Genomic DNA, 21,500 nt, shown 5'->3' on the forward strand with positions numbered 1-21,500 from the left:
TCCAGCGATCCGTACGTCGACCCATTTATCCGGAAGAAGCCAATGGTCACGCACGCCCCGTTGCCCGGCAATCAGTTCGCGCTATTGCGGTTAAATCGATCAAGTTGCCACTGCCTACCTTGACTGCCTTAAATCTTGTACAATAACTAACCCTTCATCGGAGTTGTTAAAATCTAAATTGCTGCTAACGGAGGGTTAGTCTCTCCAGTAAACTATCCTCATTGTTTTAATCCGTTCAGGAGCACACTAAGGGCCTTCATCGACTCATCCAAAGCATTAGGCTGCAGGGACTCGTTGGCAAGCCAGAGCGCCGTCTCATTCAAACCGCCTGAAATAAAATGGGTCATTGCGTCAAGGGGAACCATCCGAAGGTATCCGCGTTCCTGCATGATTCCAAGCTGCTCTCGTAATAAACGCATGGAATGGTTCTTATCCATCGCTCTCCATACATCCCAACCAAGAATCGCAGGGCCGTCAATCAGCATGATCCGCCTGTTTCGCTCTTCAACCGCAGCCATAATGAATGCACGGCAACCCAGGTAGAGTTGCTGCCATACATCCTCACTTGCCGATGCCTCCTGCTCCACCCTTGCGGCAACCTCTCGCTGGACATCATCAAGGACGATTCGAAATAGTTCCTTCTTGCTGCGAAAATGATGATAAACCGCTCCCCGCGTCAGATTCGCCTCGTGAACGATGGATTCCAATGCGGCTTGGGCATAACCGTAATTGGTAAAATGGGTTCTGGCGACATCGATCAGCTTATGAATCGTTTCCTCAGTCGCTGCCTTAGTTCTTCTCATGATCGATCCGTTCTCCATTCATTACATTAATTATAATTTCTATAGCTCACTTAGCATAGACAATGTACGCATCCGGATTCCAGGACTCAAGGATCCATGGCTGCCTTGTGAGTATTCCCTTATTTCCATATTTCTTCAGAATATTGGTTACTAAAATCGTTTGAAGGGGGGATGACAGTAATAATATCGATCAATATCCCGTTGGGATCTGAGGTCATGAAATGCCGCTGTCCAAAGTCTTCGCTTCGGATATCAAGCTCTAGTGGCAGCTTGGCTCCCCGAATGAGACGTTCGTATTCAGCATCAACATCGTCCACTTCGAAGTTCAGAATCAGCCCTCTTACTTTGGACCGATATGCGTCGGGGATGGTCGAATGAGAAGCGTCAAGAATAGCCAATTCGTACGGCGTGTCATTGCCGTGCATTTTCAAGCTGATATACCAGTCAGCCTCAAACACCTTCTCGAATCCAAAGTGATCTTCGTAGAATGCTGCAGTGGAAATAACTTGATCTGTTAAAATGACGGGATAAAAACTGGATACTCTCATCATAATACCCCTCTCGATTATTATTGTACCCATCTTAACATACATACAGTATGTATGTAAAGTGTAGTCAAGATAATGAAGCGATTGATAATTTTACAGGATGGGACGCAGGTAATAATTAGAGCATCCTAATGCCCTTCACGGGCAGCCTTTGGCCTTAAATATTATTTTTCAATGTAAACGAGCCGTTTCCCGCTTCGGTCCCAGCGCCACCCCATTTCATTCGTTACAGACAAGCCGCCGTACCACTCATCCACTTCTTTTTCCAGCAACCAGTCCTTTTCACCCGCTAAAACTTCCTGTCCCAGACGGGTTAATGCGACAGTGCCGTCTTTGGCGGAAGAGGGCCCGCCAAGAAAATAATCCGTCCCCTCGGCCTTAAGAAGCGGCTTCGGCAGCTCCGCCATCGTTTTTAAGCGGTACCGAAACTCCAAGTCCCCCATTCCCAATTCATGCAGCCGATCCCCCACTCTCTTAAACAACTCGGCAGGTTTTTGCACGCCGCTTTTTACAAGCTCTAACGTGGTTTGCTCAACGATTCCCAATCCATTGCCCGGCGACGGAAGCCGGTTCAAATGCATCGTAAATGCCGAATGCACGAAAGGAAGCACCGATGGATCCGACCTTAAGATCCCAACATGTTTTTCGACGTCCCGGGAAACGTACGCCTCCCAAATTTCGGCACCCAGCGTGAGTTCTTCCTTTCCAATTCGCCGCCACGTACCTGACAAGGTTTTCAGTTGCTCCGTCGTCAGCTGCCCCATTCCCCGAAACAAATCAATTCCAGGGTAGTCCCCGATGCACAGCAAATTTAATTTTGTATGGCCTAACGACTGCTTCGAGAACCAGTGCAATAGAAAGGCCAGCATCGTTTGATCGAATAAATCATGCTCGAACCACATCACGACCTCATCGTATTTGCTGAAATGTTGGAGACGGGTTTCCTGGGATTCGCAGCTTTTGATGTACTCCGATGCAGGAATGCCCAGGGTCTTTTCCAAATAGTCCGCCCTAAAAAGCCGCTCGTGGTTCCCGTCCATGCTCGCAAATGCCGGTCCGACGGGGTACACCTCCCTCCAAACCAAAATATCCCCCTGCACATTACCTTCCCTAAGCTTATTCCCCACATGATCGCCGTTCACGATATGAAGCATGTTTTCCCCTCCCTGGTATAAATCGTTCAACACCGATGCAAAGTCGGAGACAAGCAGCGAGGTCCTCAGCTTTTTCCGGGCATCGAAAAGCCGCTTTTTCAGGGTGGAAACAGGCACGCCCAAAAAGCTCGATATCTCTTTAATCGAATACCCTCGATAATAAAACAGCTGCACCGCTATTCTTAGAGCGGGAGGCAAGCCTTCGACGGTCCGAAGCAGCTTCTCCTCCCATTCTCTTCTTTCTATAATGGAATCCACGCTGTTCGGGTCCGCAATTTTGCCGGCGGTCTCCTCAATGGGCATCACGGCGTGTTTCTTTCTGCGAAGCATCCGGTAACATTGGCGTTCCACAATGACTTTAAACCATCCCGGGAATGCGTCTTCATCCTTCAGGCTGCCGAGATGGGAGAATGCTTCGACGAACGCTTCCTGCACCGCATCCTCCGCCAAAAACGGGTCGTTTAACCTGGCATAAGCCACCGTGTAGGCTAACCCCTTAAAATGGCTCACGATATGCTCGTACGCTCTTTGATCTCCCTGCCTGGCCTCTTCGATCCAATGCCGCAGTTTTCCTGCACCTCCTTTGTATCTGATGTTTACACCTACTAAGTGCCTTCAAGACTGCAAAAGGTTACGTCATTTCTTGGTGGGAGGGCAGGAAACTTGCCCCCGGTTCAGGAGGAGTCCTTGATCACCAGTCTAACATTTGGTTCCCTGTTCGAAACGCAACTTTTTAATCCGATGCGGCGTCCAATCCCATAACAGATACGGAACCGAGAAAGGAGGACGTCATCTTGATCAAAAAGCTGACCGCCGGACTGCTGGCGGCTGTCGTGACCATGTCGTGTTTAATAGGCGTTGTCTCCGCAAAAGAAAACACGATCGTCCAAGTTCATGGGAAATATGTAAGAGGGTACACGATGATTCCCCTGCGGGCGGTTTCCGAAGCTCTCGGAGCGACGGTAACGTGGAGCAAGGAGACTTATACTGCGACCATCACGAAGAATGATACCGTCATTACGATGCCGATCCATTCGCATCATGCAACCGTCAACGGTCAAGGCCAGATGCTGGACGCTGCTTCCAGCTTGGATGGCGGCACGATGTACGTTCCGCTCCGCTTCGTCGCCCAGACGCTGGGAGGCAGCGTCAGCTGGGACGCATCAACCGGAACCGCCACCGCTTCGCTTGATGATCGCACGGTTACCATTTCCACGCAGTACGGGAAGACATTCCCCGCGATGACGGCAGCCCGGATCAACGCGTTGGTCAAAGCCGCCAACGAGTCGGCCGACCTGTCCGCTTACAAGCAGGTCCGGACCCATTTCCGTCCTTATTTTACGGATGCGTTCATCAATAAGCTGCTTCAGAAAAACGGGGCTGTCACCCGGCACAAATTCGTTACCAAGCCCGTCACCCGCTTCTATGAAGGGGAAGGTTTGGGTTATATCAAGCAATTGGAAAGCCCGAATGATACCGGCGGCATGTTCGTCGAGCGAATCATCGATGTGCGTTACATCCATGGCGCCTGGATGGTAGAGGACATCAGCTACCTTCTTGCGTCTCCGTAAAAAAGGGCGTGCTCCGCAAGCAAAGCCGCCGTCCTCGGCAGGCGCGATCCTGAATTAGGAAGAAAAAAACAACCATTGACGACTTCCCAGGTCATCAATGGTTGTTTTGGTTGTATTACTGATCGATCAAACGGGTCACCTCAGCATTCCAGCGATCCGTACGCCGGCCCATTTATCCGAAGAAGCCAATGGTCACGCACGCCCCGTTGCCCGGCAATCAGTTCGCGCTATTGCGGTTAAATCGATTGACCGCGCTAAACAGCGCTTTTACCGACGAGGTCATAATGTCAGCGTCGATGCCGCAGCCCCAATATACGCTGCCGTCGGGCGCCGTGACGCCGATATAAGAGACGGCTTGCGATTTCGAGCCGGTTTCCAGCGCGTGCTCCGTATAAGTCAAATCCGTATAATTCATGCCAAGCTCGGTTTGCAGGGCATTGCTGATCGCATCCAGCCTTCCGTTGCCGGTGCCTTCGATCTCCTTGACTTCGCTGCCGGTCCGGATCGTGACGATGGTATGAAAATCTTCATGGTCCGTAAAACGGTATTTGACAAACTCGACGGGCGTTTTGATATTGACGTATTCCTTCACGAAAATATCGTATATTTCTTCGGGCATCAGTTCCTTTTGCTGCTGATCCGATACGTTTTTCACGAAGTACCCGAAGTTTTCGCGCATTTTCGCCGGGAGGTCAAGTCCGTACTTCAGCTGCAGTACGTATCCGATTCCGCCTTTGCCGGACTGGCTGTTAATGCGGATAATGTCGCCTTCGTATTCCCTGCCGATATCCATCGGATCAATGAGCAGATAAGGGACCGACCAATGCTCGGGTTCCTTCTCCTCGCGCCATTTCATGCCCTTCGCGATGGCATCCTGATGCGAACCGGAGAACGCGGTGAATACCAGCTCGCCTCCGTAAGGATGTCTTTCGGTTACCTTCATTTTGGTCAGCCGTTCATAAACGGAGATGATCGCAGGAATGTTTTCGAAGTTCAGCTTGGGATCGACCCCGTGCGAGTACATGTTGAGCGCCAGCGTCACGATGTCGACGTTCCCCGTTCTTTCCCCGTTGCCGAACAACGTTCCTTCGACGCGCTGGGCTCCGGCCAGCATCCCCAGCTCGGCGTCCGCCACGCCCGTTCCTCTGTCATTGTGTGGATGGACAGACAGAATCACGTTCTCCCGATAGTTCAGGTGCTCGCTCATATACTCGATCTGGCTGGCGTAGACGTGAGGCATCGACATGGATACCGTGGCAGGAAGATTGATGATGACCGGGTTCTCCGCCGTCGGCTGCCATACGTCCAGAACGCTATTACAGATGTCCAGCGCAAAATCGATCTCCGTCCCGGTAAAGCTCTCCGGCGAATACTGGAACTGAAAGTTCCCTTCCGTCTCCGCCGCGCATTCCTTCAACAGTTTGGCGCCGCTTACGGCGATGTCGATGATCTCTTCCTTGGATTTGCGGAATACCTGCTCCCGCTGCGCCACGGAGGTCGAGTTGTACAAATGGACGACGGCTTTTTTCGCGCCCTTCAGCGATTCGAAGGTTTTGCGGATAATATGCTCTCTCGATTGGGTCAGCACCTGGATCGTGACGTCATCCGGAATCAAATCCTGCTCGATCAATGTGCGCAAGAAGGCGAACTCCGTCTCCGATGCTGCCGGGAATCCGACTTCGATCTCCTTGAACCCGATATCCACGAGCATCTTGAAGTATTCCAGCTTCTCCTCCAGATTCATCGGAACGATCAACGCCTGATTGCCGTCGCGAAGGTCGACGCTGCACCAAATCGGCGCCTCTGTAATATATTCCTTTTGGGCCCACTTCAAGCTGGTCTCCGCCGGCATAAAATATCCTCTGGCGTATTTGTTTACATTTTTCATGGATATCCTTCCCTTCATCGATTTCCTGCGTTGACCTGCCAAAGATCGAACGCACAAAAAAAGTCTTCCATCTCCACCAACAGAGACGAAAGACTTTGACATCTTACGCGGTACCACTCCGAATTCATGCCGTCGCCCGGCATGCACTCTACGGATACAGGATTACAAAAAACGGACAAACCTGCATCCTCCTGATGATAACGGTCAGGGCTCCGGCTCCGCCTACTTAACGGGTTCAGCGGGCAACTCCAAGGCGAGTTCCGATCTTCTCCGCGGCTGTTTTGCACCGTCCAACAGCTCTCTGATCGCTTCAAAAACCGTACTATTCCTTTTCAACGTAGTTTAATTATTAGGATTAATGCTATATCACCAATACGATGGTGTCAAGGGGAATCTAAGACGTATTTTTCTTCAATTCATGTTTTTTTATTTTGCCGATGAGCTATGGGTTCATACGGGATTTAATTTAATTTCGTTTTGCCGTCAAAATGTAGGCGGAGTAGAAACTGCTATGAGCAGCGTTTCACCGTCCCAGATATTCTTATAACTATGGGGGGTTCTGGCATCATAATAAATGCTGTCCCCTTCTTCGAGTGTATAACGTTCATTGCCAAGCACAAACTCCAGACGCCCGGAGTGAACAAATAGAAACTCCTCGCCATCGCTATGGCCAACGCTAACGTCGCCGTAAGATGCTCCTTCTTCCAGTACTCCCCATATCGGTCCCATTTTGTTGCTGCTTCCCTGGCTGAGCGCGTACCAGGTAATGCGGGAACCCTCGGAATGCACCAAAGGTTTGCGCTCGTTTTTTCTAACGACGATGCTTCGCTCCTCCTCGCCGAACAAATCCGTAAAATTCACGTTTAATGCATTCGCTATGCGCTTAAGTACACTGATGCTGGGATTGGCCTTATCCCGTTCAATTTCACTGAGAAAAGACAAGGATACAGAAGCCGCCTCAGCTACCCTCTTGAGCGTTAATTTCTGTTTTTTTCGCGTGTTTCGAATGGTTTCACCGATCGAATTCATGTGCCGTCCTCCCAAATTGCGGAAATGGCACTTTAGAAAATAAAGCCCGCTGGGGAAAGGCGAAGCAAGACATGAGTGCGGAAAAATTATGCTTGGATAGAAGTTTGGGGTATTAACGCACAGAGAGCAACCCAAGTGCATACCATGCTACGTGTCGTCTTCTCCGTTTCCTTGGACCATTCCAGTTGATCGCATTATTAGGTGTAAGGTCACTTTCTCAAGAGAATCTTTCACCGTCACTTGCGGTACGGTCCAGCTTAACGGAAATACCGACAAAAGACCGCTACGGCATGTTGAATACCCATAAATTGGATACCTTATTGGTTTTCGACACCGCCAAAAATGCTTGTTTCAAATTTCCTCTTGCTCAATACCTCCTATCCTGCTATTATGGAGAAGCATAATTTTTGGAAAGCGAATATTCGATATATGTAGGATCTTTCCAAGCAGATAATCTTTGACCACTTCCTTCGGGTAGTTAAGGCCATACGGACAGCCGGGTCAAATGCCGATTGGCAACTTTCGTTGCCTTATTGATTGAGTTAAAAGCTCAAATTTTATAAGTTGGTAACTTTATAACCAGTGCATACGCACACAACTTGTGAAACGGTCAATAAGAGTGGTAAAAGTAATTATTTGCTATATAGACTCTGATCCTAGGTAATATATTTGAATATTAAGAGCCTTCCATGAAAACGATGCTTTTTATGGCTGACTGGCGAGCGCGCTAGAGCTTTGTCCTGTCATGCTTAATGGAACTATCTTATTATTCGACTATATCAAGCAAGTGTGATGCGCATGGTGCGTGTTTCGCTTGCTTTTTTGTTGCCGTTTTACAGAAAATTTTATTTTGGTGAGGAGATTGAGAAATGGGAAAAGCACTAATCATCGGCGCCGGCGGCGTCGCATCTGTAGCCGTTCATAAATGCGTTCAAAACAGCGAGGTCTTCGAGGAAATCTGCATCGCCAGCCGCACCAAGTCCAAATGCGACGAACTGAAAGCCAAATTGGACGGCGGCAAAACCAAAATTACGACTGCTCAGGTCGATGCCAACAACGTAGACGAGCTGATCGCCCTGATCAACGAAGTTAAACCGGATATCGTCATGAACCTGGCCCTGCCTTACCAAGACTTGACGATCATGGATGCTTGCCTGGCTACCAAAACGCACTACATGGATACCGCCAACTACGAGCCGGAAGATACGGCGAAATTCGAATACAAATGGCAATGGGAATACAAAGAGCGCTTTGAAAAAGCAGGCATCACGGCACTGCTCGGCAGCGGATTCGACCCCGGCGTAACCGGCGTATTTTCCGCTTATGCGCTGAAACACTATTTCGACGAAATCGAATATATCGATATTCTGGATTGCAACGGCGGGGATCACGGTTATCCTTTCGCAACCAACTTCAACCCGGAAATCAATATCCGTGAAGTGTCCGCCAACGGCCGCTACTGGGAAAACGGGGAATGGATCGAAACGAAGCCGATGGAAATCAAACGCGAGTATAACTTCGCCGAAGTCGGCAAAAAGGACATGTACTTGCTGTACCATGAGGAGCTCGAGTCCCTTGCGAAAAACATCCCTGGACTGAAACGCATCCGTTTCTTCATGACGTTCGGACAAAGCTATCTCATGCACTTAAAAGCGCTTGAAAACGTTGGAATGACTTCCATCGAACCGATCGAATTCGAAGGAAAACAGATCATTCCGCTTCAATTCCTGAAGGCTGTCCTCCCGGACCCGGCTTCCCTTGGACCTCGCACGGTGGGCAAAACAAACATCGGCTGCATCTTCAAAGGGAAAAAAGACGGCCAAGACAAGACGTACTATGTTTACAACGTTTGCGACCATCAAGCGTGCTATAAAGAAGTGGGCTCCCAAGCCATCTCCTACACGACCGGCGTTCCTGCCATGATCGGCGCAGCCATGGTGCTCACCGGCAAATGGAATAAACCGGGCGTATACAACGTCGAAGAGTTCGATCCGGATCCATTCATGGAAGAACTGAACAAATGGGGACTTCCTTGGGTAGAAGACTTCAATCCGGTGCTGGTCGACGCCTTGCCTGAAGAAACGAAAGAACCGGAGCTCGTGCGTTAATATGCGGTTCGAGGAATTGCCGACACCTTGTTTCGTCGTCGATGAAGCGCTCATCGAAAAAAACCTGAAAATTTTGAACGGCGTCATGCAGCGTACGGGAGCCAAAATCGTGCTGGCGCAAAAAGCTTTTTCCATGACGGAGATGTATCCGCTCATCGGAAAATATTTAAGCGGCACGACCGCGAGCGGCCTATTCGAAGCGCGGCTAGGGCACGAGGAAATGGGCAAGGAAAACCACGTCTTTGCCCCCGCTTACCGCGAAGATGAAATGGACGAAATTGTTTCCATTTGCGACCACATCATCTTCAACTCGTTCTCCCAGCTGGAAAAGTTTAAGGGGAAGGCTCTTGCAGCCGGCAAAAAGGTAGGCCTTCGCATCAATCCGGAATGTTCGACGCAAGTGGGGCATGAAATTTATGATCCTTGTTCGCCGGGATCCCGATTTGGCGTGAAGCGCGAGGATTTCCAGCCGGAACTGCTGGATGGCGTGACGGGACTGCACTTCCATACCCTTTGCCAACAGAATTCGGACGATTTGGAGACCACGCTGAACGCGGTCGAAGACAAGTTCGGGCCATGGCTGCCGCAGATGGAATGGATCAACTTCGGCGGCGGTCACCATATCACGCGGGAAGATTACGATATTCCGAGGCTGGAAGCCTGCATTAAGAGAATGCAGGAGAAATACGGTTTGGAGGTCTATCTTGAACCGGGGGAGGCCATCGCGCTGAATGCCGGTTATATGGTCACCTCCGTCCTGGATATCCATCGCAACGGCATCGAGATTGCGATCGTGGACACTTCGGCTACGTGCCATATGCCGGACGTTCTGGAAATGCCTTATCGTCCGCCGCTGATCGGTTCGGGCGAAGCCGGGGAAAAGGCATATACCTATCGCCTTGGCGGGCCGACCTGCCTTACGGGCGACGTCATCGGAGACTATTCTTTCGATCAGCCCCTGAAGAGCGGCGACAGATTGGTGTTCGAAGACATGGCGATCTACTCCATGGTCAAAACCAACACCTTCAACGGCATGCCGCTGCCGGCCATCGCCGTGCAGGACAAAGACGGCAACTGCCGCATCGTGCGCGAGTTCGGCTATCAGGATTTTAAGATGAGACTCGCTTAAAGAATAACAAAGCCTTAGCCCTGTCATCAGGGTTAAGGCTTTTTGCATTTTCGCCGTTCCTTTTGATACGGTTCACTTAGATGTATCCCCTGGACGATCTGCTCCGTAGAGCATATTCATGTGCTCGATATGAGCCGCTCCCCAATCGTTTAATGCCTGTAATACCACACTTAAACCTTTACCGTAATCCGAAATCGAATATTCTACTTTCGGAGGGATTTGGTTATAAACCTCGCGATGTACAATATCGTTGTACTCAAGTTCCCTTAATTGTTGGGTGAGCATCTTTTTGTTTATATTCGGTATCGCTTTTTGAAGCTCGCTGAACCTCATTGTACCGTTTGAAATCAGTTGAAGCAGAATGACGGGCTTCCATTTCCCCACTAAAATATCCAGTGCCGATTCGAATTTACAATACTCTTTCATTGGATCCCCACCTCACTTTCCTTTGCTTTTGCAAGGTAACTTTTTGTTTACTATGTTTAGATAAAGTGCCTACTTCCGAAGTCGAATACCATGGTCTATTATACCCTCAGAGGATGTCGAACAAGCAATCAGGAGGTTGGCACCATTCATGAATTTTGTAATATGGATCATTCAAGGGCTTGTAGCCTTAGGTTTTGTCTACTCGGGGTGGCTGAAGGCAATTCAATATGAAAAAGCCAAAGAGTCATGGGGTTGGGTAAAGGACGTTTCAAAAGGATTCGTCGTTTTTATCGGGCTAGCCGAATTGGTTGGGGCACTGGGCGTTATTCTGCCCGAAGCGTTAAATATTGCGCCTGTATTGACGCCAATTGCCGCAACCGGGCTTGCCGTAGTCGTTTTTTTAGGCGCCTTATTCCATATTAAACGCAAGGAATACCGGGATATCGGCATGAACATTGTCTTTCTCGCATTAGCTGTATTTGTTGCGGTCAGTCGTTTTTAAGCCGACGGGATCTTTCGGTCATGTTAGGGACTTGCCGTTACTTCTTTGTGGTCCGGTTTCATGGGGCGATCGGCGATAAAGCGATAAATTAAAGGGACCGGATTCACCCGGTCCCTCGTGTCTATGAATACCTATTTTATGCTTTTTTCTTTCTTAACAGGAACCACCCTGCAAGCAGCATGATGAATCCGGCCAGGAAATAGTTATACATGTTTGTGGCCGTATCTGGCAGTTTGTTGCCTGCCTCCTCGTTGTCACTAGCATCAGCGTTCTCCGGGTCGCCAGGAGTGCCGGATTGTCCGGATCCATCAGGCCCAGGGGCCGGATGGGCAGGATTCGTTTCCTTTTCGTCCGGGTTGTTTGGATTCTCGGAGGAAGAATCCGTGTCTCCCGGCAGGCCCGGATGACTAAAATTCCCGGAAGAAGGTCCGGCATCCTCTGGTTCACCGCCGGGATTGTTCGCGTTTCCGGACGGTGATCCTGGATCTGCTTCTCCCGGTACGCCAGGATAACTGCCGCTTTCACCGCCAATGGCAATGTCCTCAAATGGGCGATCGGTACGGATCAAATTGCCTCCGGTTACTTCAGCCGTGTTGCGGATCGTCAGGCCGGATTGCCCAGCCACTACTTTAGCCTGGAATACGATCGTGTGCCAGTTCGTATCCGTAATGTTTCCAAACTGTCCGTTGACCGTACCGTCGACGTATGCGCCTTTATCGTTATCGATGGCATCCGTCACCGATTTGCCGTCCACGCTCAAGCTGCCTGTCACATATTCCAGTTCTTTCGGCAGTTTGTCGGCAATGGCGAGGTTCGTAACCGTAGTACCCGGCACAGTGTTGCGCGACCGGATCGTATACTCGATCGTATCCCCGATTTCAATGCTGCTGCCGTTCAAATCCATTGCAATCTTCTCGGATTCAATGACAGGGGATGGCGGCGTACCGTTGTCGGTTCCGCTATTGCCGTCGCCCGGCGTGGGATTGACAGGGTCAGGTCCAGGGTTACCGGGGTTGCCGGGGCCAGGTCCAGTGCCGCCTGGAAGCTCTCTCGTATTGACGAACTTGGCTTCGGCAATTTCCCTCGCCACGATAACACCGGTATGAGTCCGATCCTCCGGATTCGTAGTGTAGCCGTCGGCTGTATAATTCGCTTCGGTCACAGTGTACGCGATATCCGGCGGCAGCCCCTCCACCGTAATGGCCTCGCCGTGTTTCAGAAGAATGGTATCTCCACTCTTTATCTTGCCCGTTGTCTTGTCAGATTTCGTATAGGAATATTCATCGCCTTCACCATCGCCTTCAAATGTTAACGTGAAGGCAAACTCCTTCTCCTTGTCACCACCGTTGCCTGCCACCGCATTGCCGACCAGCAGACCGCCGACCCGTATCCGTGTATTGACGAACTCGGCTTTGTGGTCGCCATTCCAGACGATGGTGCCGGTATGCACTCTATTCGCCGGGTCGGTGGTGTAGCCGTCTCCAGTGCAATCAGCCTCGGCGACGGTGTAAACCAGATCCTTGGGCAGTATCGGAATAACAGCCGTTTGTCCATGTTTCAATTGAATGGTGCCGCCGCTTTTGATCGTTCCGGTAGTGCCATCCGATTTAGTATAAGGATACTCGCCATCCTTGCCTTCTCCGTCGAAGGTAACGGTAAACGCGAATTCCTTATCCTGCTCCCCGTCTTTACCCGCCACGGTCTGCCCGATCGTCAGCTTGCCGGAAGCAGGGGTCGGCACGACCAGCGGTTTAGTTGCAGTCACGAGCTCGCCGTCCGCAAAGGTAGGGCTGTCTTTCACATCGGCAACACGCACCGGATAAACCGTTGTGGTAGGCAGATAAGTATTCTCATCGATATAAGTCTGCTTCAACTGGTAGAGCCCCGGCGTAGGGATCAACAGCATAAGTTTGCCGTTTGCGTCTGTGAATCCTTCGATGGTTTTGCCGTTTTGGTCTTTCGCCGGTGTTTTGCCATCGGCTTCATACAGCGTAAATTTTACGCCTGGCAGCTCCTTGTTTGCAGGGTCTACCTTTTGGATATACAACACGCCATTGGACCCAGCGCCGCCGCTTACGTCATTGACGTCCAACGTGCTTTCGCTGCTTGCTTCGATAGGCGGCAGGCTGTCATCGCCTAAAAGCTCGATTTTGTTGCCGACTTTTCCAGGAGACATACCGCTCGACTCGGTCTGATAGACGAACTGGTAGTACCGGTTCGGGTCCTTCATCTTGAAGATCAGCTTTGTCGGGTTGCCTGCGGATTTCTGCATCTCCACCGTGACCTCAGGATCAGGACCGGTTAAATCGAGCGCCGCGCCATCTCTTTCGAGAGCTCCGCTCGCGGTCATCGTGGCACGGTAGACCGCCATATCGGGAGATGTCAGCGAGAGCTTGCCGTTCTCATCCTCGCGCAGCTTCAATCCTGTTCCAAGAGTGTCCTGCAAATAGACGCCATCCGTCATTGCGAAGGACGGAGCGTAATTCACCGTCCATTCCTGAATGCCAGGGGCCGGCTTGGTTACCGACTTGGTCAGCGAACCGAGCGGAACAATCACCTTGCGTTCCTCAGTGGTCACTTTTTCAACGCCGCCCCACTTGATCTTCAGCTCGGCTTTATTATAACCCTGAAACCTCGCTTCGCCTGTTGCGAGGTAGGCGTCTAACGCCTCAGCCGTTGGTCTTGCCTTCAGCAAAATGACATAAGGGCTTTCCAGCTTGCCGAAGGTGAAGGTACCTACGTTGCCGCTATGGGAGAAGCTGACCACATGGGCATCAGAGTCTGGCGGAATGACCTTCTCAGCCCTAATTTGAGTACCGTACTGCGTGTCTGAATTATTGCTCGAATAGCCTTGATAAAGCTCATAGAACTTTCCACTCTCATCATAAGGGGCAAATTCCCAGCCCTCAGGTAAGGTGTCCACCAGCTTAATGTCGCTGGCCACCCGGTTACCACCGTACTTAGCCATCGCTACAGTGTCTAAGCCTTTATGATTGACCGCGAGACGGAAAGTCGCAGTTTTCGTCACCCGGTCGTAGCCCGCGATCGTCCATGCCTCGTTGCTGTCGTTTGTGATGTAGCTGTTAACATCGTTAGGCTTAACTTTTTCAGGCGTACCGTCTGCCTTCAAGGGCTTGGATGCGAAGAGCATTCCCTTGTCAAGCATATTCCCGTGACGATTCACATAACTTTGTGCACTTATATTCGCATTTTTATCGCCTTCGAACAAATATGCGCGGTTATACCTAGGGGCTGCGTAGCCTGTTTTGGAATACTGCCCTGCGAATTGCTCCGGATCCGTCATTAGTGTACGGAAATTAAAGGTCGCCTGCTTGTCTGTGTAACCGCTGACCTTCAATAGATCCGCCACCTGCACGCCGTCCTGATACAAGGGAATTACTTCCCCTTTTAAACCATCGCCGGTAGTAAATGAATCCTCAAGATACTGCTGCCCGATCAAATCTATATTTCCCCTAACTCCATTTGCAAGTGCCGTCAAAACCGCTGGAGCAACCTTGCCCTTCGAATCCAGCTTGCTGGGATCGATGAAGTTCGGGGTTCTGCTGTACACCAGCAGGTCATACACCACTGCGCCGGAGTCGCTATACTGCGGTGTCATAGTCACTGTCCATGTGGTGGCCCCGATCTTAAGATCGTCAGCGGTCAATGTGCCGCTTTTGGCCAAGCCATGCGCGCCAACGGTGACCGTCGCGAAAGCACTCACGGTTTTGGGGTTATCCCCCTCAGTCGCATCGTTGTCCTGCAGGCCGCTTGGCGGATTTTCCAGCGACCAGTTGGCGCGAGCCTTATTGGTGAAGCTGCTGCCGCTGTTTACTTTGGACTCGATGACCAGCCGGACAGGGCTGTTTTCACCGCCAGGAATAGAATAGGTATCATTGTTTGCGCCAGTCGGGGTGATCGGCGTTGTCGTAACGGACCAATTATTCGTATTAGTATCCCACAGTTGATAAGCTGCCGATTCGAAGCTCAGCCCGGCCGGCAGGGCGTCAGTGATAGTGAAGTTCTTTAGCCCCTGCTTGTTGTAACCTTTGTTCACATCGATGGTCCATGTTACAAAGGTGTCCTCCCCCCGCTTGCTCACTGCACCAGATTGCTGAATCCAGTCCGGATAGATGTTGACGCGATACGAGGACGCCTTGATCAACTCATTCCCGGTCTCATCCTTCAACTGAGCGATAGTGTCCATCTTCTGGCCGCCATCGTTTCCAGGGACTGGCTGGTACTCATAATAGTACAAGTTTTTGGGAATCCATGTTTTGAAGGTAATGGTTGCCTTATTGCCGGCGCTCGCCGGGAAGGTGTAAGACAGCGCACCGTTTTCGTAGACCGGCATTGCAGGCTGCCCGTCGACCGCGAACGAGCCATCCACATAGACGCCGGCAGCGTTGTGGCTAGCGCCCTTGCTAATATCGTCATAAAACGTCGTTCCGGTCAGCGGCAGCGGTATGGTGTTGTCAATCTGGTCAAATGCTTCGACATCCACCTTCCACGTGATTGTCCCCTCTACAAACGAGTTTTTACCTAGGTTAACGTAGGAATACTGACTCGGCTTAACGCTGTCCAGAGGGTTTATCGCGATTTTATACGCGGGCGTCAGCGGCGGGTTGTCGATGATGTAGTTCTTGCCGAATATTTCTGTTTGTCTATCCTCCCCGTCGCCTAGATCCGACAAATCCGCTTTTGCGGAGAATGTAAGACTGATGACGACATTCCTTTTGTTACCGTTAAAAAACACATCATCGCCATCAAAGGTAATGGTGAGGGAGGTCTCGCTAAAAGTAGCCGTTGCGATTTTCTGGCCCCCCACCGTGATCGACTTGCTGCCTGCTGCCGCCAGGTCCACCATCGGGAAATAGGTTTCTTTATCAAAAATCACCTTGTCGTTCTTCTGGATAATTGATTCAGAAGGGGCACTTTGATTATCGCCAAACACCGGCACCTTGATGTTGCTCAGATTCAGGGTGAACGGCTGTCTGCCGTGAATGACGCCCGTACCATCATCCCGTACAGGTTTTCCGTCCTGTGTGACTTCCAGCGGAAAAGGCGTATTCGCCCCCACGAGCACCGCCGTTTTGTCCGCCGGTTCTGCCGCCATTGCTTCGGAATGGACCGCGTGCTCCCCCTCAGGTACCAACGACGGTTCGCCCGGCGTAGCCTCTTCCTCAGGCAACGAAGGTGGTTCGTTCGGCGTAACCACATCCTCAGGCAACGGTGACGGTTCATCCGGCGTAACCACGTCCTTAGGCAACGGCGACGGTTCATCCGGCGTAACCACGTCCTTAGGCAACGGCGACGGTTCATCCGCGCTTACGCTCGCCTCCGCCTTCCCGTAACCGTCCTGCGCACTCTCCGCGTAAACGGCAGTAGAAAACGTTAAGGTCTGAAAGACTAGCAAAAAGGTTAGGTAGATAGATAGAATAGTTTTACCAACACTGCGTTTTCGTTTCAATACAAAAATCTCCTCCGTTCCGAAGTTAAATTTCCCGAAATTTGTGGCGACCGCAAGACCATCTACCCGACACAACGCTCAAGCAAATCATCGAATGCGATTTGGTTGATCCCAGTGGCCCGGATTTTTGCGAGTTCAAGATGAAAGAATAAGTGCCGTGGGCGTTCAGGCGGATGACAATATGTAGTAAATTCCCCCTCTCATTCGAACATCTTCACCACGTATGAACTGAAAATGACAGATAACGCCAAGTTTACACAGCGTATTTCACCATTATATTACCGGGACCTATACCAAACCTATACAAAGCCCTCGCAGCACCCGGCAATGAGCCTCGATTCGGGAACACGCCTATTGTCCATGTAAAATAGCAAAGGAGAACGCGTAATCGCCGTTCTCCTGTAAGTATCGTAAACTCGCTTGTAAACTCGCTTCTTGAAAATGATCTAACGTGGCGGCAAGATGCGCAATTTACTAATTATACTGCCATTGTTCGTTGTGATCTTTCACATTCAACCCAAAGAAAGCTAAACAAGCCGGCATCGGTAAAGTTCCGGTGCCGGCTTGCAATTTAAAGGCTTTTCATTGTTTTCTGAAATGAGGCTCGATGCTTCCGTATGACCATGCCAAGCAGTCACCGTTCATTCGTCCCGTCTCCACAATATAGGAAAAGTCCCATCCGGAAAACGGCTGAGTCGCTTGCTTGATCCAATATTCAAATGGCTTGTCTTCTCTTCTCATTTAAAAGTCTCCAATATCGTGATCTGCAAATCAAATATGACTCCATTTACAGATGCATCCGGAGGGCAGCGCGCATAAGGAGATAAGATTTAGTATTCGTGCTCGATCGATCGCATACAAGTGCTCCTCTCGATTGATGCAATCACCTTTTTGCCACCCTTAGAACAGGCTAACATATGCTGATAATCTGATGGTATCACATCAAGGAAGCATATTCATCATCACTAAGTTTGATTATGGATTTTGGAAATGCCTAAGGTACCTTTGCTGGCGTATCTTTCGTACATCAAAAGCGCTCAAGGTTCACAAATTTCGCCCTGCTCCCGGAACGGATCTCCGCGTTATCCACAACGGATTCGCTTTCGTTTTACTCCTCGTCTCCCAACGCAAAGTCAACGGCGGCCTCGGCATGAATTCGTGTCGTATCATAAATCGGAATATTACAGTCTTCCTGTGAGACGAGCAGCGTGATTTCCGTGCATCCGAGAATAACGGCTTCCGCTCCCTTACGGATAAGACCGTCAATGATGTCTAGATATTTTTTCTTTGATTGTTCATTTATAATTCCAAGACAAAGCTCATGATAAATGATATCGTGAATGACCACGCGATCGGCCTCATCCGGAACAACAACCTCCAGTCCAAACGGATTGATAAGTCTGCTCTTGTAAAATTCCTGCTCCATCGTAAAAGCAGTCCCTAACAATCCCACCTTTTTTATTTGATCGTTAACAATTTTACTTGCTGTTGCATCTGCAATATGAAGAAAAGGTATCGATACCGAGTTCATCACTTCGGGCGCCATCTTGTGCATCGTATTCGTGCATATGACGATGACGTCGGCTCCGCCTGCCTCAAGTTTTTGAGCCGATTCAATCATGATTTTCGCTGCCTCCGTCCATTTCCCTTGATGCTGCAAATCCTTGATTTCTTGAAAATCCACGGAATACATCAGGCTTTTTGCCGAGTGGTGCCCACCCTTTCTTTCTTTTACCCGCTCATTGATGATTTGGTAATAGAGCATGGACGATTCCCAGCTCATGCCGCCTATAAGTCCTATTGTTTTCATGCCTACTCAACCCCCTTCTTTTTAGTCTTATTTTGGCATAAGTGTCTCGGGTTTGCATTATGATGGATCAAATCTTGCCCTTGCTCGATACGATTCAGTTTAACTGGACGATCGGCGAAAAAATGCCCAACTTTAGAATAGAATCAGCCTTTTACTAACTTTAATGCACGAATAAGCCCCTGCTTGCAATCTGCTTTGACAAATAAAGCGAGAGAGTGGTAGATTCTATCTATACTAATTTCCTTAATATGGTGGGCTTATGAGGAGAAAATTACAAATTTATATATCGGCTACTTACTACGATCTTATCGAGGATCGACATGCCGCTGTTGAATCCATACTCCGAGCCGGTCATATCCCTGCTGGAGTCGAGCAATTTTTCAATGAAAGTCCACTGAACATGAGGAAAAGATGGATCGACGATTCCGACGTATATATCCTGATTCTCGGCGGATTCTATGGTTTAACGCTCCCCGATGATGAATCCAAAAGCTATACGCAATGGGAATATGAATATGCCGGAGAAACGGGAAAACCTAGATTTGCTTTTGTTCTCACAGATGAGAGATTAAGACAACTGCCATACGATTTCACAGAAATTGAGCACTATCAGGAGTTTCAAGCGTTTAAGCAAACGGTCATGGAAGAAGTCCCGATCTATTATGTTGATGATGTACGGCACATTAAAATGGTACTTCGTGATCAATTGCCGAAGTATGCAGCAAGAGACGATTTGTATGGCTGGGTTTCCGGCAAGGATATCCCGGACGTTCAAAAGCTGTTGGAAGAGAATGCAAGATTAAAGGCGGAGTTGGAAAAAAAATGAACGAGGGGCTGGCCGAACCAGTCCTTTTTTGGGTCTTCCTTTAAAATTCCAGTTTTTTCTCGATGACAACAACTAGGGCCCGATCATTGAAAAAAGGAGCGAAAAATCGTGTCTAAAAAGAAGTTGAACTTCACCTTATTAGTTCATTCATTATTTTGTTCATTCATTTTGATTGGGTTCCTCAGTGGCTGCTCACAAAATCGAATGGATTTTTACGAGAATACGGATACTACAGATCTATCCAAAGAAAATATCGGGGGGATCAAGATCGGATCCATTGAAAAGGATGTGACGAACGTTTTTGGTAAACCGGATTCTATCCATCGGTCACAAGAGCCTGATACTTATTATTTGATTTACGGTAAAAATGAAGATGTTCAATTCAAAATCGTAGATGGAGTTGTGAAAGAGTATTTTTTTTCGGACCAAAAGCTTACCACGGAAAAAGGTATCTCCATCGGGGATTCCAAGGCAGACGTTATTGAGAATTATGGCAAAAACTATTATACGAGAACTGATACAGGAGAAAAAGACAACGTTCTAGGTTATTTCGATAAAGAAAACAATATCGTATTGGAGTTCATTTTCGAAAAAAACCTGGCCGTCATACTCTCAACATATAATGGCTCATCAAATCACTAATGGGCAAGCACAAAAGACTACAGGAATTCATCATTAGTTGCTTCCTTAAACAAGACCTCGAAATTATGCAAAGCCCCGCAAATGATGCATCGCAGAACAGGCTGACACAATCCGTACCGTCAGTATAGTGCTGTAATACATTGACTTTTTTTCCAAAACAAATTACTCTATACACAGCTTAGCGATAAGCGAGTTCCTGACATGAAGGGAGATGTGTTTTAATGGCAACGACTTATATGGTGGTTTGGTCTTAAAACTGAATAGCAGGCATACGCGAAAAAAGCGGGAAAACGCCCGCATTATTTGGTATGCCATTCAAAAGTACCTTTCGTGAATATTGCTGTTTGCAGGATACGATGAAGGTCGTATCTTTTTTGCGTCCTGATGCCGCGCGACAGCAGCTTCTTTAGAGGCTGCTTGTCCGCGGCATTTTTGCGTCCAAAAAACAACATTAAAGGAGCTAACTAAAAAAACATGATGGATTTGAAAGCCTATGGCTACACAGAAATATCATGCTCCCCTTTGGAGCAAGCAAACGAAAAAAAGACGGAGGTTGGAAGAGATGATTATTAAATATGAAACGCTGATCTATGCCTTAAGCCGACGGTTCAGGAAGGATATCATCTCTGCCGACTGCCAAACGATGCCGTTACAGGGCGGAACTGTGGGAAAAGTGTACCTGGTAACGGGGATCGCCAAAACCGCAGATAGTGAATCATTGCCGTACCGTATCGTGCTGAAAATCCAGAAGAAATGGGAGCGATACGGAGATCCGGGTTCATGGCGCCGGGAATTTGATCTCTACGCGTCCGACTTGGGAGCGACGTTCTCGGATGCCTTCCGCTGGCCGACATGTTATCACGCCGAGATTAATGCGGAAGAAAATGAATTCCGGCTATGGCTGGAATATATCGACGGCGTAACCGGTTTAGACTTGACCGGTGACATGTACGAACAGGCCGCGCTGGAGTTAGGACGCTATCAAGGCAAGCTGTATATGGAGAAGCCCCCTGTGCTGCAGAGCCTGACCAACCTGAGCCATGCAGATCTCATGAAGAATACGTATCTGCATTACCGGTCATGGCCGGTCGTCTACGAGTATATCCGTTCGGATGGCTGTGATTTGCCGCGGCACGTGCGGCAAATGCTCATCGATATCGATGAGCATTCAGACGAAATTTTCGCCCGCATCGAAAAATTGCCCCTCGTGTTCTGCCACAGGGATTTCTGGGTGACCAACCTAATCTATGCCGACGGGAAAATCGCGCTCATCGATTGGGACACATCCGGATGGGGTTACTTGGGAGAAGATCTCGCAAGCCTGATTGCGGATGAAGCGGATATCGATCACATGGTCGAATACTACCAGCGATGCATCCCCGCGTATTACAAAGGCTTTTCGGAGTATGCGAATGTATCCCCTATCACTGATCATTGCGTCTACGAGATGATCCTTCTCATATTCGGGTACAGGCTTGTGGAGGGTTATCTCCACACAGAGGACGATGACGAGAAGACGAAACATGTCCATACGCTCCAAAAAATCTATGAAATGAAGACCAGCCCAGTGCAGAGTTTTTAAAACCGTTCATAA

General features: G+C 49.3%; 15 protein-coding genes, 1 pseudogene and 1 other annotated feature. Of the genes and pseudogenes, 7 read left to right on the top strand and 9 right to left on the bottom strand.

All coding sequences use genetic code 11. From position 1 onward, the window contains the following. Positions 1-218: 218 nt before the first annotated feature. The 3 genes from MKY58_RS26595 to MKY58_RS26605 all read right to left on the bottom strand — a co-directional run bounded on the left by MKY58_RS26595 (position 219) and on the right by MKY58_RS26605 (position 3,072). A complete protein-coding gene (locus tag MKY58_RS26595; RefSeq protein WP_339322746.1) occupies positions 219-803 on the bottom strand; it encodes a TetR/AcrR family transcriptional regulator in 585 nt (194 codons plus the stop codon). 119 nt (positions 804-922) lie between these two features. Beyond that, positions 923-1,351 carry a VOC family protein gene (locus MKY58_RS26600; RefSeq protein WP_339325254.1) on the bottom strand — a complete coding sequence of 143 codons (429 nt, stop codon included), beginning with the start codon at positions 1,349-1,351 and terminating at the stop codon, positions 923-925. Between the two features lie 164 nt (positions 1,352-1,515). Then, on the bottom strand, positions 1,516-3,072 hold the full coding sequence (locus tag MKY58_RS26605) for a sigma-70 family RNA polymerase sigma factor (RefSeq protein WP_339325255.1): 1,557 nt from the start codon (positions 3,070-3,072) through the stop codon (positions 1,516-1,518). A gap of 227 nt (positions 3,073-3,299) precedes the next feature. On the opposite strand from MKY58_RS26605, the gene MKY58_RS26610 reads away from it, so the two are divergent. Continuing rightward, positions 3,300-4,076: a copper amine oxidase N-terminal domain-containing protein gene (locus MKY58_RS26610; protein WP_339322747.1), complete on the top strand. Its 777-nt coding sequence runs from the start codon at positions 3,300-3,302 to the stop codon at positions 4,074-4,076. 217 nt (positions 4,077-4,293) lie between these two features. Here the strand turns inward: MKY58_RS26610 and leuA are convergent, their stop codons facing one another. Both leuA and MKY58_RS26620 read right to left on the bottom strand, forming a co-directional pair. Beyond that, entirely contained in the window at positions 4,294-5,964 is a 1,671-nt protein-coding gene (gene leuA / locus MKY58_RS26615; protein ID WP_339322748.1) for a 2-isopropylmalate synthase, read from the bottom strand. A gap of 78 nt (positions 5,965-6,042) precedes the next feature. Then, positions 6,043-6,309: a binding site (T-box leader), on the bottom strand. Between the two features lie 138 nt (positions 6,310-6,447). After that, positions 6,448-6,993 carry an XRE family transcriptional regulator gene (locus tag MKY58_RS26620; RefSeq protein ID WP_339322749.1) on the bottom strand — a complete coding sequence of 182 codons (546 nt, stop codon included), beginning with the start codon at positions 6,991-6,993 and terminating at the stop codon, positions 6,448-6,450. A gap of 869 nt (positions 6,994-7,862) precedes the next feature. On the opposite strand from MKY58_RS26620, the gene MKY58_RS26625 reads away from it, so the two are divergent. Further along, positions 7,863-9,101 carry a saccharopine dehydrogenase family protein gene (locus MKY58_RS26625; protein ID WP_339322750.1) on the top strand — a complete coding sequence of 413 codons (1,239 nt, stop codon included), beginning with the start codon at positions 7,863-7,865 and terminating at the stop codon, positions 9,099-9,101. A 1-nt stretch (position 9,102) separates the two neighbouring features. Further along, complete coding sequence (nspC, locus tag MKY58_RS26630; protein WP_339322751.1) at positions 9,103-10,230, top strand: carboxynorspermidine decarboxylase; 1,128 nt, start codon at positions 9,103-9,105, stop codon at positions 10,228-10,230. Positions 10,231-10,302: 72 nt separating this feature from the next. On the opposite strand, the gene MKY58_RS26635 is transcribed toward nspC, so the two are convergent. Next, complete coding sequence (locus MKY58_RS26635; RefSeq protein ID WP_310858913.1) at positions 10,303-10,656, bottom strand: helix-turn-helix domain-containing protein; 354 nt, start codon at positions 10,654-10,656, stop codon at positions 10,303-10,305. A 148-nt stretch (positions 10,657-10,804) separates the two neighbouring features. On the opposite strand from MKY58_RS26635, the gene MKY58_RS26640 reads away from it, so the two are divergent. Then, a complete protein-coding gene (locus tag MKY58_RS26640) occupies positions 10,805-11,158 on the top strand; it encodes a DoxX family protein (protein ID WP_339322752.1) in 354 nt (117 codons plus the stop codon). Between the two features lie 136 nt (positions 11,159-11,294). Here MKY58_RS26640 and MKY58_RS26645 read toward each other — a convergent pair whose 3' ends face one another. The 3 genes and pseudogenes from MKY58_RS26645 to MKY58_RS26655 form a co-directional block, all read right to left on the bottom strand. Next, positions 11,295-16,628 (bottom strand): isopeptide-forming domain-containing fimbrial protein, encoded by a 5,334-nt coding sequence (locus tag MKY58_RS26645; protein ID WP_339322753.1) that lies wholly within the window; start codon positions 16,626-16,628, stop codon positions 11,295-11,297. A gap of 609 nt (positions 16,629-17,237) precedes the next feature. Continuing rightward, a pseudogene (locus MKY58_RS26650) lies at positions 17,238-17,369 on the bottom strand (SAM-dependent methyltransferase); the annotation flags it as partial. A 367-nt stretch (positions 17,370-17,736) separates the two neighbouring features. Next, positions 17,737-18,438 carry an aspartate/glutamate racemase family protein gene (locus MKY58_RS26655; RefSeq protein WP_339322754.1) on the bottom strand — a complete coding sequence of 234 codons (702 nt, stop codon included), beginning with the start codon at positions 18,436-18,438 and terminating at the stop codon, positions 17,737-17,739. A 259-nt stretch (positions 18,439-18,697) separates the two neighbouring features. Between MKY58_RS26655 and MKY58_RS26660 the strand changes: the two genes are divergently transcribed. The 3 genes from MKY58_RS26660 to MKY58_RS26670 all read left to right on the top strand — a co-directional run bounded on the left by MKY58_RS26660 (position 18,698) and on the right by MKY58_RS26670 (position 21,488). Beyond that, positions 18,698-19,264, top strand: coding sequence for a DUF4062 domain-containing protein (locus MKY58_RS26660; RefSeq protein WP_339322755.1), 567 nt, complete (start codon positions 18,698-18,700; stop codon positions 19,262-19,264). A gap of 108 nt (positions 19,265-19,372) precedes the next feature. Beyond that, positions 19,373-19,906, top strand: coding sequence for a hypothetical protein (locus tag MKY58_RS26665; RefSeq protein WP_339322756.1), 534 nt, complete (start codon positions 19,373-19,375; stop codon positions 19,904-19,906). A 562-nt stretch (positions 19,907-20,468) separates the two neighbouring features. Next, positions 20,469-21,488 (top strand): aminoglycoside phosphotransferase family protein, encoded by a 1,020-nt coding sequence (locus MKY58_RS26670; protein ID WP_339322757.1) that lies wholly within the window; start codon positions 20,469-20,471, stop codon positions 21,486-21,488. Positions 21,489-21,500: the final 12 nt, after the last annotated feature.

It is taken from the genome of Paenibacillus sp. FSL W8-0194 (genome assembly GCF_037969745.1).
Lineage (GTDB): Bacteria > Bacillota > Bacilli > Paenibacillales > Paenibacillaceae > Paenibacillus_AQ > Paenibacillus_AQ cookii.

Bases quoted from the DNA above. Each gene is read 5' to 3' on its own strand.
- MKY58_RS26670 (WP_339322757.1), top strand. From the start codon at position 20,469: ATGATTATTAAATATGAAACGCTGATCTATGCCTTAAGCCGACGGTTC.
- MKY58_RS26640 (WP_339322752.1), top strand. From the start codon at position 10,805: ATGAATTTTGTAATATGGATCATTCAAGGGCTTGTAGCCTTAGGTTTT.
- MKY58_RS26625 (WP_339322750.1), top strand. From the start codon at position 7,863: ATGGGAAAAGCACTAATCATCGGCGCCGGCGGCGTCGCATCTGTAGCC.
- MKY58_RS26620 (WP_339322749.1), bottom strand. From the start codon at position 6,993: ATGAATTCGATCGGTGAAACCATTCGAAACACGCGAAAAAAACAGAAA.
- nspC (WP_339322751.1), top strand. From the start codon at position 9,103: ATGCGGTTCGAGGAATTGCCGACACCTTGTTTCGTCGTCGATGAAGCG.
- MKY58_RS26600 (WP_339325254.1), bottom strand. From the start codon at position 1,351: ATGAGAGTATCCAGTTTTTATCCCGTCATTTTAACAGATCAAGTTATT.
- MKY58_RS26660 (WP_339322755.1), top strand. From the start codon at position 18,698: ATGAGGAGAAAATTACAAATTTATATATCGGCTACTTACTACGATCTT.
- leuA (WP_339322748.1), bottom strand. From the start codon at position 5,964: ATGAAAAATGTAAACAAATACGCCAGAGGATATTTTATGCCGGCGGAG.
- MKY58_RS26655 (WP_339322754.1), bottom strand. From the start codon at position 18,438: ATGAAAACAATAGGACTTATAGGCGGCATGAGCTGGGAATCGTCCATG.
- MKY58_RS26635 (WP_310858913.1), bottom strand. From the start codon at position 10,656: ATGAAAGAGTATTGTAAATTCGAATCGGCACTGGATATTTTAGTGGGG.
- MKY58_RS26595 (WP_339322746.1), bottom strand. From the start codon at position 803: ATGAGAAGAACTAAGGCAGCGACTGAGGAAACGATTCATAAGCTGATC.